This is a genomic window from Brevundimonas sp., from assembly GCF_023259385.1.
In the GTDB taxonomy this organism is placed as follows: Bacteria; Pseudomonadota; Alphaproteobacteria; order Caulobacterales; family Caulobacteraceae; genus Brevundimonas.
This window is the reverse complement of the sequence record NZ_JAHFPF010000047.1, coordinates 1-16772: the sequence shown is the minus strand read 5'-3', so window position 1 is coordinate 16772 and position 16772 is coordinate 1. Positions and strand designations below refer to the sequence as shown.

The following is a 16772-nucleotide window of genomic DNA, read 5'->3' as shown; positions in this document are numbered from 1 at the left end:
CGACCCGCCGCTTCGTGGACGGAGGATTCATCCTGCCCGAGGGCAAGCACCGGATCAGCTGGCTGGATCGCGACACGCTTCTGGTCGCCACCGACTTCGGGGCGGGGACGCTGACGGAGTCAGGCTATCCCTACATCATCAAGTCCCTGAAGCGCGGCCAGCCGCTGGACCAGGCGACCGAGGTCTACCGCGGCGACCCGTCGGACGGCGGCTATGGCGTCTCGGCTTCGGTCTACCGCGACAGCCGAGGCGCGGTGGAGGCCGTGATCATCTCGCGTCCGCTGGACACCTACAGGTCGGAGACGTGGCGGCTGATTGACGGTCGACCCGTGAAGCTGGCCCTGCCCGAACAGGTCTCGATCTATGGAACCCTGGGGCAGCGGCTGGTGCTGTCGAATGACGAGGCGTGGCGCTGGGGCGCCCGGACCATCACCCCCGGAACCCTGCTGGCGATTTCCATGGAGGAACTGGCGCGTGGCGCCGGCGGGCTCTATCCCGATACGGACCCGGAAACGATCTTCACGCCCACACCGCGCCAGTCGCTTCAGGACGTGGCGGTGATGGACGACCACGTCGTCGCCGTCATTTCCGACAACGTCGTCAGCCGGGTCAGGCGCTATCGGTTCGGCCAGAACAATCAGGCCGTCTGGTCGGGGGGCGATATCGCCGGACCGGAAAACAGCGCCATCGGATTGGGCGACAGTTCGAAGGCGTCGGGACGGGTCTTCGTCTCCGCTCAGGGGTTCCTGACGCCGCCCACGCTGGGTCTTCTGGCGGCCGACGCTGCGGCGCCGACCGAGCTGAAATCAGCCCCGGCCAAGTTCGACGCCTCGACCCACGTCACCGAACAGTTCGAGGCCACCTCGTCCGACGGGACCAAGATTCCCTATTTCGTCACCCGCCCGCGCAACCAGAACGGCCCGGCCCCGACCATCCTGTTCGGCTACGGTGGTTTCCAGGTCTCCTTCCCGCCCGCCTACAAGCCCGAGATGGGCAAGCTGTGGCTCGAGAACGGCGGCGTCTTCGTCCAGGCCAACATCCGCGGCGGCGGCGAGTTCGGACCGCAGTGGCACCAGGCCGTGCTGAATGAGAACCGCCAGCTGGCCTTCGACGACTTCGCCGCCGTGGCCCGCGATCTGGAGCAGCGGGGCATCACCTCACCGCGACGCCTGGGCATCTACGGCCGGTCGAACGGCGGGGTCCTGACCTCGGTGTCGATCACCCAGCACCCGGAACTGTTCAACGCGGCGGTGATCGAGAGCCCGCTGATCGACATGCTGCGCTATCACGAGCTGCCCGCCGGGGCCTCGTGGATCGGCGAATACGGCGACCCGCGCATTCCCGAGGAAGCCGCCTGGATCGCCCGCTATTCCGCCTATCAGCAGCTTCGTCCGGGCGCGCACTATCCGCGCGTCTACATCACGACCAACACCCGCGACGACCGCGTCCATCCGGGTCACGCGCGCAAGTTCGCGGCTCGTTTGGGCGATATGGGATACGACCATCTGTACTATGAGGAGACGGCGGGCGGTCACTCGAACGACGCCGACCCGGTCGCCAACGCCCGCCGCTGGGCCCGCCACTACGTCTACCTGTCGCAGCAGCTGATGGACTGAGGAGGCGGCCGCTCCGTAAGCGGGGCGGCCAACCGGCCTCCATCGACGGATTGGAAGTGATTAGTGGTGAGTGATTGGTGGGTGGCGGTTTCAGCGGCGCCGCCTGCGCGTTTCGCACCGCGTTGGCGGTGCCGAACCACTAATCACTAACCACTAATCACTGGCTGGGCTCCAAAGCCCACCGCCCCAAGCACGGAGCCTGCCGCCTACGCCGGCTCCAGCACCTTGGTCTTCTTCGCCTTGGCCGGCTTTTCCGCCTTGGCGGGCTTGTCGGCCTTCTTGGCGGCCTTCTCGGCCTTCTTCATCTCGCGGGCGGCCTTCTTGGCGGCCTTGGCTTCAGCCTTGGCCTTCACCGGCGCGGCGTCGGCCTCGCCGGCCAGTTCGCCCAGCAGCTCCAGGAAGCCGTCGCGCTTGCCCTTGGGCAGCAGGGCCATGATCCGCTTGTCGGCGGCCTCGACCCGCGGACGGGCGGCCTCCAGCGCGGTCTCGCCGGCGGCCGACAGGCGCACGGCCTTGGCGCGGGCGTCGATGGCCGACTTCTCGCGGTCCAGCAGACCCTTGGTGGTCATGCGGGCGACCAGGTCGGCCAGGGTCGAGCGGTCGATGCCGGTGGCGCGGACCAGATCGGTCTGGGTCAGGCCGGCCTTGTGGCTGACCGCCTCCAGCACGGCGAACTGGCGCTGGGTCAGACCGTCCGGACCCGTCTCTTCGGCATAGATGTCGAGCGCCAACTGCAGGGCGCGGTGAATCAGATGGCTCGGAGAGGCCGCGAGGGCTCCGCCGCGCTTGGGCTTGTTACCGGACTTGACCATGAACCGTATCCCCTCGGCTGCAGCGCTACAGGTAGCAGGCGCGTTTTACGGTTTGACGACGGACGATCCCGCGACGCCTACAGACCGGTATCGGGCGAGACCGGATCGGGTTCCGCATCGTCCTTGATCAGATGCTTCATGATGAAGAACACCTGCCAGATGCCGAAGGCGGCCGAGGCGATCCAGAGCCCGCCCCGGAAGGCCACCCAGGTATCGTCGCCCTGGGTGCGCCAGACGATCTCGTTCACGATGGCCACCGCCGCGAAATACAGGCCGTAGCGTAGGGTCAGCCCGCGCCAGCCGAGGTCCGTGATCTTGATCGCGTCGCCCAGCAGATATTTAAACGGATATTTCTTCAGCGGCAGCGACCCCAGCAGCACCACCGCCAGAAGGCCGTTCTGGATGGTCAGCTTGATCTTCAGCAGCGTCGGATCGTGGAAGACCAGGGTCAGTACGCCGAAGATCAGGGCGAAGCCGCCAGTGATGAGGGGCAGGGGCGCCAGACGCTTCTCGACCACATAGCCGACGATCAGGGCGAGGGCGGAGGCGCCCACCAGCACCCAGGTCGCCTGGACCAGGGCTTCCTGCCCGTCGAGGCCGCGTACGAAGCGATTGACCGCATAGGCGGCCATGAAGGCCAGCAGGGCGCCGAAATCGACGGCCTGACGGATGTTGGAGTTGCGGGCCGCGGCGGGGCTGCTCTCGGTCATGGTCTAGTCCTCGAGTCCCACCAGAGACCTTGAAAAGGCTCGCGCGTCAAAGGGTTGCAGATCGTCGACGCCCTCGCCGACGCCGATCAGCTTGATCGGGGCGTCCGAGGCCTGCGCGACGGGCACCAGGACCCCGCCGCGCGCCGTGCCGTCCAGCTTGGTCATCACCACGCCGGAGACATAGGCCGTCCGCCCGAAGATCTTTTCCTGTTCCAGCGCATTGCGGCCGACCGTGGCGTCCAGCACCAGCAGGGTCTCATGCGGGGCGTCCGGATCGATCTTCTTCAGCACGCGAACGATCTTCAGCAGCTCGTCCATCAGGGCGGACTTGTTCTGCAGCCGCCCGGCCGTGTCGATCAGGACGACGTCAAAGCCTTCGGCCCGGGCGCGGGTATAGGCGTCGAAGGCCAGGCCGGCGGGATCGGCCCCGTCGCGGCGGCTTTCGAACGTGGCGCCGGCGCGGTCGGCCCAGACCTTCAGCTGCTCGCGGGCGGCGGCGCGGAAGGTGTCGCAGGCCACGATCATGACCTTTGCGCCCTGGCCGGTCAGGTCCGAGGCGATCTTGCCCAGGGTCGTGGTCTTGCCCGAACCGTTGACGCCGACGAACAGGGTGACGAAGGGCTTTTCCCCGCCCAGCGGCTCATAGCGGGCCTGGTGATTGATCAGTTCGGCGGCCACGGCCTCGGCCAGCGCCTCCTTGACCTCGCGCTCGTCGGCGCCCGCGCCGAAGCGCAGGTCGCGGAAGCGCTCGACGATCCGGTCGGTCGCCGCCGGGCCCAGATCGCTCTCCAGCAAATGTTCTTCCAGCTGCTCCAGCGCCTTGTCGCTGAGCGGCTCCTTCACGAAGGTGGCGACGACCTGTTCGGTCATCTGCTTCGAGGAACGGCTCAGGCCTTCGGTGAGCCGGGAGAACCAGCCTTTTTTCGGCGCGTCAGTCATGACTTGGCTTTAGCCGGACGGGGCTCGCACGTCACCACATACTCCGCTCATCCCGGCGAAAGCCGGGACCCAGTTCTTTGGCTACGCCGTTATACCCTGTATGAGCATAAGTGGCGGTCCAAGCCGTCGGTGGCATGGCTCTTACTGGGTCCCGGCTTTCGCCGGGATGAGCGGATAGATTGATGGCCCAAACTGACCCGTTCCACTCGCCCGCCACGCACGGCTTCGTCCGCGTCGCCGCCGCGACCCCGGTCGTGCATACCGCCGACCCTTCCGCCAACGCCGACGAACACATCGCCCTGATCAGGCAGGCGGGCGAACAGGGCGTCGACCTGATCGTCTTCCCGGAGCTGTCGCTGAGCGGCTACGCCATCGACGACCTGTTGATGCAGGACGCGCTGCTGGCCGAGGTCGAGCGGCAGATCGCGATCGTGGCCGAGGCGGCGGACGCCGCGGGCGTCATCGCTGTCGTAGGAGCTCCCGTCCGCAACGGCGACGCCCTTTACAACTGCGCCGTTGTCTTGGGCTCGGGCGCCGTGCTCGGCGTCGTGCCGAAGACCTACCTTCCCAACTACCGCGAGTACTACGAGAAGCGCTGGTTTTCGGCGGGAACAGATACCGGCCGCTGGCACATCGATTTGCACGGCAGATCGGTAGAGTTCGCCTCGACCCTCCTGTTCCAGGCCGAGAACCGCCCGGAGTTCACGTTCGCCGTCGAGATTTGCGAGGACTTCTGGGCGCCCCTGCCGCCTTCAACCCGGCAGGCGCTGGCCGGCGCGCGGATACTGCTGAACCTGTCCGCGTCCAATATCGTCATCGGCAAGGCGGAGGAGCGCGCCCTGCTCTGCGCCAGTCAGTCGGCGCGCGCCATGGCCGCCTATGTCTTCACAGCGTCGGGATGGGGCGAAAGCACCACCGACCTGGCCTGGGACGGGCAGGCGACGATCCACGAACTGGGCGCGAAGCTTGCCGAAGGCGAGCGGTTCTCCCTGGAAAGCCATCTGACCGTCGCGGACATCGATGTCGCCCGGATCGGACTGGAGCGCCTGCGCACCGGCACCTTCGCCGATTGCGCCAAGGCCGAGTTGCAGGACGCTCAGTTCACCCATCTTGTATTCACGGCCCGGGAGGCCCCGGCCGCCGCCGACCTGATCCGCCCCCTCGACCGCTTCCCCTTCGTGCCCGACGACGCCGCGCGGCTGGATCAGGACTGCTACGAGGCCTTCAACATCCAGGTGCAGGGCCTGATGCGGCGGCTGAAGGCGACGGGATCCAGGACCTTGGTGATCGGCGTCTCGGGCGGGCTGGATTCGACCCAGGCGCTGCTGGTCGCCTGCCGCGCCTTCGACCGGCTGGGCCTGCCTCGCACCGGCATTCTCGCCTACACCATGCCGGGGTTCGCGACCTCGGAGGGGACGAAGTCCAACGCCTTGGCCCTGATGACCGCGCTGGGCGTGACGGCCGGGGAGATCGACATCCGCCCCGCCGCCGAGCGGATGCTGGCCGACATCGGCCATCCCTATGCGAAGGGCGAGGCGGTCTATGACATCACCTTCGAGAATGTGCAGGCGGGCCTCAGGACCGACTATCTGTTCCGGCTGGCCAACCAGAACGGCGGGTTGGTGCTGGGCACCGGCGACCTGTCGGAGCTGGCGCTGGGCTGGGCCACCTACGGCGTCGGCGACCACATGAGCCACTACAACGTCAACGGCGGCGTGGCGAAGACCCTGATCCGGCACCTGATCCGCTGGGTGGCGGCCAGGGAACACGAGGGCGAGACCGCCCGCGTCCTGCACGCCATCCTGGACACCGAGATTTCGCCCGAACTGGTCCCGGCCCAGGACGGGAAGATTCAGTCCACGGAAGGGACCGTCGGCCCCTACGCCCTGAACGACTTCTTCCTGTTCTACATCACCCGCTTCGGCCTGAGCCCGTCAAAGGTCGCGTTCCTGGCCCATCAGGCCTGGAAGGACGCGTCCACCGGCCACTGGCCCGAAGGGACGCCCGAGGACGAGAAGGTCGAATACGACCTGCCGACCATCAAGGCCTGGCTGCGCAAATTCCTGCACCGCTTCTTCCAGACCAGCCAGTTCAAGCGCTCGGCCGTGCCGAACGGACCGAAGGTCGTCACCGGCGGTTCGCTCAGCCCTCGCGGCGACTGGCGCGCGCCGTCTGACGCGACGGCGAAGGTGTGGATCGACGAGCTGGAAGCGAACGTGCCCGACTGAGGCCGCCTAGGGCACTTCGTTCAGGAACGGGAAGATCGCCGCCTTCGCTTCGGGTTCGTCCAGCATCGGCGCATGGCCGACCCCCGGGACTTCGACGAAATCCATCTTGGGGGCGCGCTTGCGCATCTTGGCGGCGATGCTCTCGCTGAGCAGGTCGGAGGTCTGCCCTCGCACCAGCAGCACCTGCCGGCCCCGGGTCAGGCGGCCGAACATGGGCCACAGGTTCGGAACCAGGGCCTTGGCCCCCGCCGCCCTGATCGGCACGGCGATGTCCGGGTCGTAGTTCAGCACCGGCGCGCCCTCCGTCCCCTCGCGGAAGATTCGGCGGGCGAAGGCGTCCCAGTCGGCATCGGTGTAGTGCGGGAAGGCGACGGCGTTGATCCGCTTCGCATAGGCGGCGGCGTCGGCCCAGGTCGGGGTGTCGACCGGCTGGCCGGAATAGGCGGCGATGCGCATCAGCCCTTCCTTCGCCACCTCGGGGCCGATGTCGTTGATGATGGCCGCGGCGATGACCTTGGACCGGACGGCGGCCAGCGCCATGGTGATCAGCCCGCCCATGGAGGTGCCCACGAAGACCGCGCGCTCGATGCCGGTCTGCCGCATCAGGGCCAGCACGTCCTGCGCATAGGTCGCGGGCTGGTAGGTCATCGGATCGCGGGCTTCGTCCGACAGGCCGCGGCCGCGCACGTCGATGGCCAGCACCCGGCGGCCGCTCTGGGCGATGAGCGGGGCGATGACCTCGAAATCCTTCGAATTGCGGGTCAGCCCGTGGATGGCGATGACCGGCAGCTTGGCCTGACCGCCCGAGGGCGCGTAGTCGCGGGCGTAAAGGCTGAGGTCATCGGCGCTGTTCCAGCGACGGTCGACATAGGGCTGGCTCATGCGGTCTCCGGGGTAGAGGCCTGATCGTATTTCATCGCCGCGCGAAATCCCACCGGTCGAACCCTGACGATCCCGTCACCAGCGCGTCAGTGGCCCAGAAGCTCGCGCACGAAGTCATCCAGATTGCCGCCCTCGAAGCGGAAGCCGGGGATGCCGGCGCGCCTGGCCGCTTCCATGTCGGTCGGCTGGTCGCCGATCATGAAGCTGCGCGCGGGATCGATGTGATGCTCGGCGATGGCGCGCAGAATCATCCCCGGATTGGGCTTCCGGTCCGGATGGTCCGGGTGGATGTAGGCCTCGACCCGGCCCTCGGAATGATAGGGGCAGGCGTAGACCGCGCCGATGCGGCCGCCGCCCAGCGCCAGCCGCCGCACGATCAGGTCGTTGAAGGCGTGCATCTGCTGTTCGGTGAACAGCCCCCGCGCCACGCCCGACTGGTTGGTCACGATGACGCAGAGATAGCCCAGGCGATTGAGCCGCCGCACCGCTTCGGCCGCGCCGGGCATGATGCGCAGCTGGGATTCGAGATGGGGGTAGCCTGTGTCCTCGATCAGCACGCCGTCGCGGTCGAGAAACACAGCAGGATGGCCGGTCGACATGGCGACGGGGATAGGCGCCCGCGCGGTTCGTTGCAATCCCTCACCCGAAGTGACTCCATGCCGTTTGGCGCAAACTCGTCAGATTTGTTAGGGAGCGCCCACCCTGAACGGCGCGTTGAATCCGCGCCGCCCCGCCCGCGCGTCCGCGACCGGAGAATTCCCGCATGACCATCCCCTTCATCGACCTCCAGGCCCAGCGCCTGCGCCTGGCCGGAAAGATCGAGGCCGCCGTCCAGGAGGCCGTCGTCGGCGGCGCCTGGGTCATGGGTCCGCAGGTGCGCCAGTTCGAGGCCGACCTGGCCGCCTTCGGTCAGGCGAAGCATGCGCTGGGCTGCGCCAACGGCACCGACGCCCTGGCCCTGCCGCTGATGGCCTGGGGGATCGGGCGGGGCGACGCGGTCTTCGTGCCGTCGTTCACCTTCGCCGCCACCGCCGAGATCGTGCCGTGGTTCGACGCCGAGCCGGTCTTCATCGACGTGGACGCGACGACCTACAACATGGATCCCGGCCACCTCGAGGCGGCCATCGAGGCCACGCTCAAGGAAGGCCGGCTGACCCCGCGCGTGGTCATCGCCGTCGACCTGTTCGGCCAGCCCGCCGACTATCCGGCCATCAAGGCCATCTGCGACAAGCATGGCCTGAAGCTGATCTGCGACTCGGCCCAGGGCTTCGGCTGCACTCTCTCTGGCGAGCATCCGCTGAAGTGGGCCGACATCACCACCACCAGCTTCTTCCCGGCCAAGCCGCTGGGCTGCTACGGCGACGGCGGGGCGGTGCTGACCAATGACGACGAGCTGGCCCAGCTGATCGATTCGATCCGCGTGCACGGCAAGGCCGTGGCCATCGACCTGAAGGACCGCACCTTCGAGCACGATCCGAAATACCTGAACATGCGCATCGGCCTGAACAGCCGTCTGGACACCATCCAGGCCGCCGTCCTGATCGAGAAGCTGAAGGTGTTCGGCGAAGAGATCGAATGGCGCAACCGCATCGCCGCCCGCTACAACGAAGGCCTGCGCGCCCACGTCGCCGCCGTGCCGGACGTGCCCGCCGGAAACATCTCCAACTGGGCCCAGTACACGATCGAGCATGACGACCGCGACGCCCTGGCCGCCCACCTGAAGGAACAGGGCGTGCCGACGGCGGTCTACTATCCGATCCCGCTGCACCTGCAGCCCGCCTATGACATGTACCCGCGGGGGCCGCAGGGCCTGCCGGTGACCGAACGCCTGAAGGACCGCGTCATAAGCCTGCCGATGCACGCCGACCTCGACGAGGCGACGCAGGATCGCATCATCGCCGCCGTAGCCGGCTTCAAGGGATAAGCGGATGACCGTTCAGACCACTCCGCTCAAGGCCGGCGTCGCCGGCGTCGGCGTCATGGGGCGCAACCATGCCCGCGTGCTGTCGGACATCCGCGACTTCAACCTGACGGCGGTGTTCGACCCGGATGAAGCCACCGCCTCGGGCGTCGCGGGCCTGTATGACGCCAGGGCCTTCACCTCGGCCGACGATTTCGTCGCCGCCGGTCTGGACGCCGCCGTGGTCGCCACGCCCAACCGGCACCATGCGGACCTTTCGGTCGCTCTGCTGGAGAAGGGCGTCCATGTGCTGGTCGAAAAGCCCATCGCCGCCACGGTCGCCGACGCCCAGCGCATGATCGACGCCGCCAAGGCCAACAGCCGGGTGCTGATGGTCGGTCAGGTCGAGCGCTTCAATCCGGCGGTCGACGCGGTCAAGCGCGCCATCGCCGACGAGGACGTCATTTCCATCCAGATCACCCGCGTCGGCCCGTTCCCGCCGCGCATGGGCGAGGTCGGCGTGGTCATCGACCTGGCGGTGCACGACATCGACATCATCCGCCACCTGACGGATTCCGAGATCGTCGAGGTCCAGCCGCAGCTGGCCCGCACCCGCGCCGAGCGCGAAGACACCGCCCTGCTGCAGTTCCGGCTGGAGAACGGGGTCATCGCCCACATCACCACCAACTGGGTCACGCCCTACAAGACCCGCACCCTCCAGGTGGCGACCAAGACCAAATTCGTCGTCGCCGACCTGATGACGCGCCAGGTGACCGAGTATTTCGGCCAGCAGCCGGACGGCAGCTATTCGACGCGCGGCGTCATGAGCTGGCCGAACGAGCCGCTGAAGAAGGAGCTGGAAGCCTTCGCCCACGCCATCCGCACCGGCGAGACGCCCGCGGTCACCGGCGAGGACGGCCTGCGCAATCTGGAAGTCGCCCTGCGCTGCCTCGGCGAGGGCTGACCGCTCAGGCCTCCAGCGGCGCGGACTCCCGAAGCAGGAGGTCGCGCCGTCCGGGAGCCGGGCGGAAGGTCAGGCGGGCCGTCAGACCGCTCGCCGCATAGTCCAGCTCGGCCGAGCCGCTCAGATCGCCCTTCAGGCTGGTGGCGATCAGGCGCGAGCCGAAGCCGACCCGCTCCGGCGAGGCGGCGATCCGGGGCCCATCTACTTCGGTCCAGTCCAGAACCACGATCCCGGCCTCGTCCGGCGCGGTCCAGGACACCGTCACGCAGCCGCCGGCGACGCTCAGCGCCCCGTGCTTGGTGGCGTTGGTGACCAGTTCGTGGATCACCATGCCCATGGCCAGCGCCTGCGGCGGCTCGAACAGCACCACGGGCCCCTGCAGCCGGAACTGTTCCGCCGAATAGGGCCGCAGCTCCTTGGCCAGCAGGTCCTGTAGCGTCGTCTGCTCCCACCCCGTCGCGGTCAGCAGGTTGTGCGTCTCGGACAGCGCCATCAGCCGCGCCTCGAACAGGGCGGAGAACTCCGCCACCGAGGTCGCCCGGCGCGCGGTCAGAGCCGAGATCGCCTGGATGGTCGCCAGGGTGTTCTTCACCCTGTGGTTCAGCTCGTTGATCAGCAGTTTCTGGCGGCGCTCGCTGGTCTCCAGCGCCTCGAAGGCGCGGCGGCGGTCGGTGCTGTCGTTGACCACTCCGGCCAGCTTCAGCGCCCGTCCCGAACGGGAGCGGATCAGGCTGCCCCTCGAGTGGACCCAGCGTCCGCTGCCGGCGATCGGATATTCCACGTCATAGTCCGCCTCGCCCGCCAGTGCGGCCTCCAGCGCCAGGTTGCGGGCGGGAAGCTGCTCCGCGTCCAGCCAGACCGGCTGGCCCACGTCGCCGGTCGCCTGGTCCGCGCCGAGCCCGACCAATTCCCGCGCCCGGGGCGACAGGGCGAAGGTCCGGTCCCAGGGATTGACCTCCCAATAGCCCACCCCCGCCGCCGCCAGCACGGACAGCAGCCGGGCGCGCTCATCGGCCATGGAGGCGGCCAGGCCGATGAACAGGATCACCGCCGTGACCGCCGCGACGCTGACCGCGATGGCCAGCGGCGGCGCCCCGTCATGGTCGAGGCCGCCGCTCACCGGCTGGAGATGAAGCGCGGCCATGCCCGTGTAGTGCATGCCGACCACGGCCACGCCAAGGATGGCCGCCGCCGCCGCGCGCCAGCCCACCGAGGTCTCGCGCCGGCTGGCCCACAGGGCGGCCATCGAGGCGCCGATGGCGATGACGATGGAAATGATGACCAGCTCGATGCGCCAGCCGACCGTCGCGGTGGTCCGCATCGCCGCCATGCCGACGTAGTGCATCAGGGCGATGGCGCCGCCCATGACCGCGCCGGCGACTGGAATGCGGCCGGCGCCCAGCCGGTCCTGCGAGGCCGCGAAGAAGGCCGCCGCCGTGCCCGCCACGGCCAGCAGGAAGGACAGGACCGTCAGGCCGGGATCGTACCGGACCGGGGCGCCCGGATCGAACCCCAGCATCGCGATGAAATGCATGGCCCATATGCCGCCGCCCATGGCGACGGCGGCGGTGGCCAGCCACGGCGTCTGGTCCCGGCCTTCACGCCCCCGGATGCGCTGGAACAGGTCGAGCGCCGTCCAGGCCGCCAGAACCGCGACCGCATAGGACAGAAGCAGGAAGACGGCGCCGTGATCGTGGTGCAAGGGCGAAGTCCCGTAGGTAGGTCTCGAATCGCTGTTATCGACCGAGCAAGGCGGCGGCGTCCACTACACTCAACCTGCAAGCATCTGCATGCTCAACCATTCAGCGATCAGGGCGGGCTTCTCGCTCCCTTCGATCTCGACGGTCAGCTCATGCTTGATCAGCCACCGGCCGCCGCCCTTGTCCTCGGCGGACAGCAGCTTGAACCGGCCGCGAATCTTCGAACCGGCGGGCACGGGAGCCAGGAAGCGCAGCTTGTCGAAGCCGTAGTTGACGCCCATGGCCACCCCGTCCAACGGCTTGACGCAGTCATAGGACATGGCCGAGGCGAGGCTCAGGGTCAGGAAGCCGTGAGCGATCGTGCCGCCGAAGGGCGTCTGTTTCGCCAGCTCCGGGTTCACATGGATGAACTGCCAGTCCTCGGTGGTGTCCGCGAAAGCGTCGATTTTCGCCTGATCGACCAGGAACCAGCGGGACAGCCCGACCTCGGTCCCGATGAGCGACTGCAGTTCTGACGGCTTGGGCATGCGATCCTCCGGTTTTCCGGCCACGCTACCGGCGTCCGTCTTCTCTCGAAACCCCCTTATTGGCCTTCGAAGCGGCCCTCGATGATCTCCGCGAACAGGGTCGGATCGACGTTGCCGCCGGACAGGACGACGGCGGTCGTCCGGTCCTTCGCCTCGGCCTTTCCGGCCAGCAGGGCGGCCAGGGACACCGCGCCGCCCGGTTCCACCACCAGTTTCAGGGCGTGGAAGGCGTAGCGCACGGCCTCGGCCACCTCGGCGTCGGACACCGTCTCGACGCGGGCCAGCCGGCGGTTGATCGGGAAGGTCAGCTCGCCCGGCCGATCGGTCATCAGGGCGTCGCAGATCGTGCCCTTGGCCGGAGCATGGGTCAGGCGCTCGCCCGCCGCCATCGACAGCTGGGTGTCGTTGTAGTCGCGCGGTTCGATCCCGATCACCGGAACCTGCGGCAGCAGGGCCGCCATCGACAGGTTGACGCCGGCGATCAGCCCGCCGCCCGAGGCGCCGCACAACAGCTGGTCGATCGTTGCGCCGAGGCCTTCCGCCTGCTCGACGATCTCCAGGCCGACCGTGCCCTGGCCCTCGATCACGAAGGGGTCGTCGAAGGGACGGACCAGAACGCTGCCGCGCGTCCGGGCGATCTCCTCGCCGATGTCCTCCCGGCTCTCGGTGTAGCGGTCGTAGAGGCGAACCTCGCCGCCGAAGCCGATGACGCCCGCCACCTTCACCTTGGGACTGTCGGCCGGCATGACGATGATGGCCGAGGTCCCCATCATCTTCGCCGCGCAGGCCACGGCCTGGGCGTGGTTGCCCGACGAATAGGCGACGACGCCGCGCTTCAGCTCGTCCGGCGTCAGGCGGCTGATGCGGTTCCAGGCGCCGCGGAATTTGAAGGCCCCCGCCTGCTGCAGGTTCTCGGCTTTCATCAGCACCCGGCCGCCCAGCCGTTCGTTCAGGGCGGGGCTTTCGATCAGCGGGGTGCGGACGGCGTGGCCGAGGATCTGGCGGGCGGCGTCGCGGACGCCTTCGAAGGACGCGGTGTGGGTCATGGCTGGGGTTTAGCGCAGCTTCGTGACGAGTGACGAGTGGCAAGCGAAGCGGCGGACCGGAGGGCCCAGTCGTCCGCTGATCATGAGCAGGGCTCGTCCTTGCCTCGCCACTCGCCACTCGCCACTAATCACGCATGAAGAGCCTCATCCTCGCCATCGATCAGGGCACGACCTCCACCCGGGCCATCGCTTTCGAGCGCGCCTCGCCTCAAGCAGCGCAAGGCGCGGTAGGCAAACATGTCGGCGGCCTCAGGCCCGTGGCGGTCAGCCAGATCGAGCTGGAGCAGCATTTCCCCCGTCCGGGCTGGGTCGAGCATGACGCCGCCGAGATCTGGGCCGCGACCCTGCAGACCTGCCGCGAGGTGGTGCGCAAGGCGGGCGGCGTCGGGCGGTTCGCCGCCATCGGCATCACCAACCAGCGCGAGACCTCGGTGCTCTGGGACGCGGCCACCGGCGAGCCCCTGCACCGGGCCATCGTCTGGCAGGACCGGCGCACGGCGGCGGCCACCGGCGAACTGGCGGCCGCGGGCCACGAACCCGAGGTGCAGGCGGCCACCGGCCTGATCCTCGACCCCTATTTCTCGGCTTCGAAATTCGCCTGGCTGCTGGACGCCGTCCCGGGCGCGCGGGCGCGGGCCGAGGCGGGCGAGGTCAGGCTGGGCACGATCGAGACCTGGCTGATCTGGAAGCTGACGAACGGAGCCAGCCACGTCACCGACGCCACCAACGCCAGCCGCACCTCGCTGATGGACCTGCGCACGCGGGCCTGGCGGCCCGAGCTGGCCGAACTGTTCAATGTGCCGATGGCGGCCCTGCCCGAGATTCGCGGCTGCGCCGATCACCTGGGCGACTGCGAGCCGTCCCTGCTGGGCGCGCCCCTGCCGATCCACGGCGCGGCGGGCGACCAGCAGGCCGCGCTTGTGGGACATGGCGCGCTGAAGGCTGGGGACGCCAAGATCACCTACGGCACCGGGGCCTTCCTGGTGGCCAACGTCGGCGCGGCGCCCATGACCTCGACCAGCCGGCTGCTGGGGACCCTGGGCTATGAGGCGCAGGGCGTGGCGGCCTATGCGCTGGAGGGCTCCATCTTCTCGGCCGGATCGGCGATCCAGTGGCTGCGCGACGGGCTGAAGGTGATTTCGGAATCGCGCCAGTCCGAGGCCATGGCCCAAGGGCTGAAGGACAACGGCGGCGTCTATCTGGTTCCCGGCTTCACCGGTCTGGGCGCGCCGTGGTGGGAGCCCGAGGCGCGCGGAACCATCGTCGGCCTGACCCGCGACAGCGGCCCCGCCCACATGGTCCGGGCCGCGCTGGAATCGCTGGCCTACCAGACCCACGACCTGCTGGAGGCGCTGGAGAAGGACGGGGCCCCGAAGCTGTCGGTGCTGAAGGTCGACGGCGGGGTCACCGCCAACGCCTTCGCCATGCAGTTCGTGGCCGATATCTGCGATGTCACGGTGGAGAGACCCGCTTTTCAGGAGATGACGGCGCTGGGGGCGGCCAAGCTGGCGGCGCTGGGGTGTGGGCTGATCGACACGCTTGACGCAGCGCCCGCCGAGGCTCCGGCCGTCTGGCGTCCCCGCATGGCCGCCGATGAGCGCGAGCGGCTGCTGAAAGGCTGGCGCGGCGCCGTCAAGGCCGCCATCATCGCCGCGCAATGACCGACACCCAGACCGATCCCCAGTCGACCTTCTCCGGCACCCGTGAGGTGGACGCCCGATCCGCCCTGGACGAGGCCGCGCTGGACGCCTGGCTGACGGCCCATGTCGAGGGCTACGCCGGGCCGCTGACGGTGCGCCAGTTCAACGGCGGCCAGTCGAACCCGACCTATGAGCTGTCCACGCCGGGCCGGACCTACGTCCTGCGCCGCAAGCCGCCGGGCACGCTTCTGCCCAGCGCCCACGCCGTGGACCGCGAGTTCACCGTCATCTCGGGCCTGCACGCCCAGGGCTATCCGGTCGCGCGACCCTGGGCCCTGTGCACCGACGACGCCGTCATCGGCTCGATGTTCTACGTCATGGACAAGGTCGAGGGCCGGGTCCTGTGGGACCTCAAGCTTCCGGGCCTGGAGCCCGCCGAGCGCCGCGCCATCTATGACGCCCAGGTCGACGCCCTGGCCGCCCTGCACCGCTTCGACCCCGTGGCCATCGGCCTGGGCGACTACGGCAAGCCGGGCAATTATTTCGAGCGTCAGGTCGGGCGCTGGACCAAGCAGTACCGCGCCTCCGAGATCGATCCGATCCCGGCGATGGACCGGCTGATCGACTTCCTGCCCGCCACCCTGCCGCCGGAAGGGCCGGCGCGGATCGTCCATGGCGACTTCCGCCTCGACAACCTGATCCTCGCTCCGGACCGGGCGGAGGTGCGCGCCGTGCTGGACTGGGAGCTGTCGACCCTGGGCGATCCGATGGCCGACTTCTCCTACCTGCTGATCGCCTGGGCCATTCCGCAGTCGGTGCGCAACGGACTGGCCGGCGCCGATCTGGAGGCGCTGGGCATTCCGTCCGTCGATGAGGTGGTCGAGCGCTATGCGGCGCAGACGGGGGGCGAGCGGCCCCGGAACCTCGACTGGCTGTTCGCCTACAATCTGTTCCGGCTGGCGGCCATCTGCCAGGGCATCGCCGGGCGGGTCCGCGACGGCACCGCCGCCTCGCCGCAGGCGAAGAGCATGGCCGCCCAGGTGCCCTTCCTCGCGGAAGCGGCCTGGAGCTACGCGAGGAAGGCCGGCGCCTAGCCCGGCTCTCCCACCAGGGTGAAGGCCGCCCAATAGGCCGGATGCGACCAGCGGCGTTCGGCGCGGACAGCGCGCTGGCCCGCCTGCAGGGCCCGGGCGCGGACGCCGGGATCGCCCGCCGCATGGCTGTCCAGATCGGCGAAGGTGGCGGTGATCAGGGTGGTGGTGGCCGCGTCCGACACCTCCCAGTGCGAGACCATCACCGATCGCGCCCCCGCGTAGAAGAAGGCCCGCGCCAGGCCCGACAGCCCCTCCCCGCCCGGCCGCCCGTCGGAGGCGGCGGTATTGCAGGCGGACAGGACCACGAACTCGGCGTTCAATCTCAACTGGGCGGCCTCGGAGGCGCTGAGATAGCCGTCGTCGGCCTCGGTCGCCTCGTCCGGCGGGGTCATGACCAGTCCCGGCTCGGCGGCGGCGGAGCCCGCCATCAGGCCGTGGGTCGAAAAGACCACGAAGCGCGCCCGCGACAGGGCGGCGAAATCGACCGCCCGCACCGCGTGCTCGGTCGCCTCCGCTCCGATGCGGACGATGGAGTCGGGATAGCGGGCCTTGAGCGTCTCCAGCTCCAGCCGCGAGCCGCGCAGATAGGGCAGGGCCTTCAGCCGGGCCACGTCCGCCAGGCGGCCGTCCATCACCGTATCGGCGGCGGGCGCGCCGCGCGTCGGATCGACGGGGGCGCCGGTCAGCAGGGGCGCGCCGAAGGCGGCCAGCCGC

General features: G+C 68.9%; 15 protein-coding genes. 6 read left to right on the top strand and 9 right to left on the bottom strand.

The window, feature by feature from the left end:
• The coding region (locus tag Q0C81_RS05455; RefSeq protein ID WP_291834687.1) for a prolyl oligopeptidase family serine peptidase at window positions 1-1616 on the top strand (1616 nt) is incomplete at its 5' end.
• Window positions 1617-1822: 206 nt separating this feature from the next.
• Here the strand turns inward: Q0C81_RS05455 and Q0C81_RS05450 are convergent.
• From Q0C81_RS05450 to ftsY, 3 genes are all read right to left on the bottom strand, one after another.
• A complete protein-coding gene (locus Q0C81_RS05450) occupies window positions 1823-2428 on the bottom strand; it encodes a MarR family transcriptional regulator (RefSeq protein WP_291834685.1) in 606 nt (201 codons plus the stop codon).
• A 77-nt stretch (window positions 2429-2505) separates the two neighbouring features.
• The gene (locus Q0C81_RS05445; RefSeq protein ID WP_291834682.1) at window positions 2506-3138 is read right to left on the bottom strand and encodes a septation protein IspZ; all 633 of its coding nucleotides are present in this window, start codon (window positions 3136-3138) and stop codon (window positions 2506-2508) included.
• Between the two features lie 3 nt (window positions 3139-3141).
• On the bottom strand, window positions 3142-4077 hold the full coding sequence (ftsY, locus tag Q0C81_RS05440) for a signal recognition particle-docking protein FtsY (RefSeq protein WP_291834679.1): 936 nt from the start codon (window positions 4075-4077) through the stop codon (window positions 3142-3144).
• Between the two features lie 182 nt (window positions 4078-4259).
• Here ftsY and Q0C81_RS05435 point away from each other — a divergent pair, with 182 nt between their 5' ends.
• The gene (locus Q0C81_RS05435) at window positions 4260-6305 is read left to right on the top strand and encodes an NAD(+) synthase (protein WP_291834676.1); all 2046 of its coding nucleotides are present in this window, start codon (window positions 4260-4262) and stop codon (window positions 6303-6305) included.
• 6 nt (window positions 6306-6311) lie between these two features.
• Here Q0C81_RS05435 and Q0C81_RS05430 read toward each other — a convergent pair whose 3' ends face one another.
• A complete protein-coding gene (locus Q0C81_RS05430) occupies window positions 6312-7187 on the bottom strand; it encodes an alpha/beta fold hydrolase (RefSeq protein ID WP_291834671.1) in 876 nt (291 codons plus the stop codon).
• 86 nt (window positions 7188-7273) lie between these two features.
• Window positions 7274-7786 (bottom strand): HAD family hydrolase, encoded by a 513-nt coding sequence (locus Q0C81_RS05425; RefSeq protein WP_291834668.1) that lies wholly within the window; start codon window positions 7784-7786, stop codon window positions 7274-7276.
• A 164-nt stretch (window positions 7787-7950) separates the two neighbouring features.
• Between Q0C81_RS05425 and Q0C81_RS05420 the strand changes: the two genes are divergently transcribed.
• Window positions 7951-9111: a DegT/DnrJ/EryC1/StrS aminotransferase family protein gene (locus Q0C81_RS05420; protein ID WP_291834666.1), complete on the top strand. Its 1161-nt coding sequence runs from the start codon at window positions 7951-7953 to the stop codon at window positions 9109-9111.
• Window positions 9112-9115: 4 nt separating this feature from the next.
• Entirely contained in the window at window positions 9116-10051 is a 936-nt protein-coding gene (locus Q0C81_RS05415) for a Gfo/Idh/MocA family oxidoreductase (protein WP_291834662.1), read from the top strand.
• A gap of 4 nt (window positions 10052-10055) precedes the next feature.
• Here Q0C81_RS05415 and Q0C81_RS05410 read toward each other — a convergent pair whose 3' ends face one another.
• The 3 genes from Q0C81_RS05410 to Q0C81_RS05400 all read right to left on the bottom strand — a co-directional run bounded on the left by Q0C81_RS05410 (window position 10056) and on the right by Q0C81_RS05400 (window position 13324).
• Window positions 10056-11753 (bottom strand): MHYT domain-containing protein, encoded by a 1698-nt coding sequence (locus tag Q0C81_RS05410; RefSeq protein ID WP_291834659.1) that lies wholly within the window; start codon window positions 11751-11753, stop codon window positions 10056-10058.
• A gap of 69 nt (window positions 11754-11822) precedes the next feature.
• On the bottom strand, window positions 11823-12278 hold the full coding sequence (locus Q0C81_RS05405; RefSeq protein WP_291834656.1) for a MaoC family dehydratase: 456 nt from the start codon (window positions 12276-12278) through the stop codon (window positions 11823-11825).
• A gap of 56 nt (window positions 12279-12334) precedes the next feature.
• A complete protein-coding gene (locus tag Q0C81_RS05400) occupies window positions 12335-13324 on the bottom strand; it encodes a threonine/serine dehydratase (protein WP_291834653.1) in 990 nt (329 codons plus the stop codon).
• Between the two features lie 134 nt (window positions 13325-13458).
• Between Q0C81_RS05400 and glpK the strand changes: the two genes are divergently transcribed.
• Together glpK and Q0C81_RS05390 are read left to right on the top strand one after the other, a co-directional pair.
• Window positions 13459-14985 carry a glycerol kinase GlpK gene (glpK, locus tag Q0C81_RS05395; protein WP_291834649.1) on the top strand — a complete coding sequence of 509 codons (1527 nt, stop codon included), beginning with the start codon at window positions 13459-13461 and terminating at the stop codon, window positions 14983-14985.
• Window positions 14982-16058, top strand: a complete 1077-nt coding sequence (locus Q0C81_RS05390) for a phosphotransferase family protein (protein ID WP_291834647.1) — start codon at window positions 14982-14984, stop codon at window positions 16056-16058. The genes glpK and Q0C81_RS05390 overlap by 4 nt, the downstream gene beginning before the upstream one ends.
• Here the strand turns inward: Q0C81_RS05390 and Q0C81_RS05385 are convergent.
• Window positions 16055-16772, bottom strand: a 718-nt coding sequence (locus Q0C81_RS05385; protein ID WP_291834645.1) for a CHAT domain-containing protein, incomplete at its 5' end; no start/stop codon positions are given. The genes Q0C81_RS05390 and Q0C81_RS05385 overlap by 4 nt on opposite strands.

Excerpts from the sequence above, each read along its gene's own strand:
- Q0C81_RS05450 (WP_291834685.1), bottom strand. The coding sequence starts at position 2,428 with ATGGTCAAGTCCGGTAACAAGCCCAAGCGCGGCGGAGCCCTCGCGGCC.
- Q0C81_RS05445 (WP_291834682.1), bottom strand. The coding sequence starts at position 3,138 with ATGACCGAGAGCAGCCCCGCCGCGGCCCGCAACTCCAACATCCGTCAG.
- ftsY (WP_291834679.1), bottom strand. The coding sequence starts at position 4,077 with ATGACTGACGCGCCGAAAAAAGGCTGGTTCTCCCGGCTCACCGAAGGC.
- Q0C81_RS05435 (WP_291834676.1), top strand. The coding sequence starts at position 4,260 with ATGGCCCAAACTGACCCGTTCCACTCGCCCGCCACGCACGGCTTCGTC.
- Q0C81_RS05430 (WP_291834671.1), bottom strand. The coding sequence starts at position 7,187 with ATGAGCCAGCCCTATGTCGACCGTCGCTGGAACAGCGCCGATGACCTC.
- Q0C81_RS05425 (WP_291834668.1), bottom strand. The coding sequence starts at position 7,786 with ATGTCGACCGGCCATCCTGCTGTGTTTCTCGACCGCGACGGCGTGCTG.
- Q0C81_RS05420 (WP_291834666.1), top strand. The coding sequence starts at position 7,951 with ATGACCATCCCCTTCATCGACCTCCAGGCCCAGCGCCTGCGCCTGGCC.
- Q0C81_RS05415 (WP_291834662.1), top strand. The coding sequence starts at position 9,116 with ATGACCGTTCAGACCACTCCGCTCAAGGCCGGCGTCGCCGGCGTCGGC.
- Q0C81_RS05405 (WP_291834656.1), bottom strand. The coding sequence starts at position 12,278 with ATGCCCAAGCCGTCAGAACTGCAGTCGCTCATCGGGACCGAGGTCGGG.
- Q0C81_RS05400 (WP_291834653.1), bottom strand. The coding sequence starts at position 13,324 with ATGACCCACACCGCGTCCTTCGAAGGCGTCCGCGACGCCGCCCGCCAG.
- glpK (WP_291834649.1), top strand. The coding sequence starts at position 13,459 with ATGAAGAGCCTCATCCTCGCCATCGATCAGGGCACGACCTCCACCCGG.
- Q0C81_RS05390 (WP_291834647.1), top strand. The coding sequence starts at position 14,982 with ATGACCGACACCCAGACCGATCCCCAGTCGACCTTCTCCGGCACCCGT.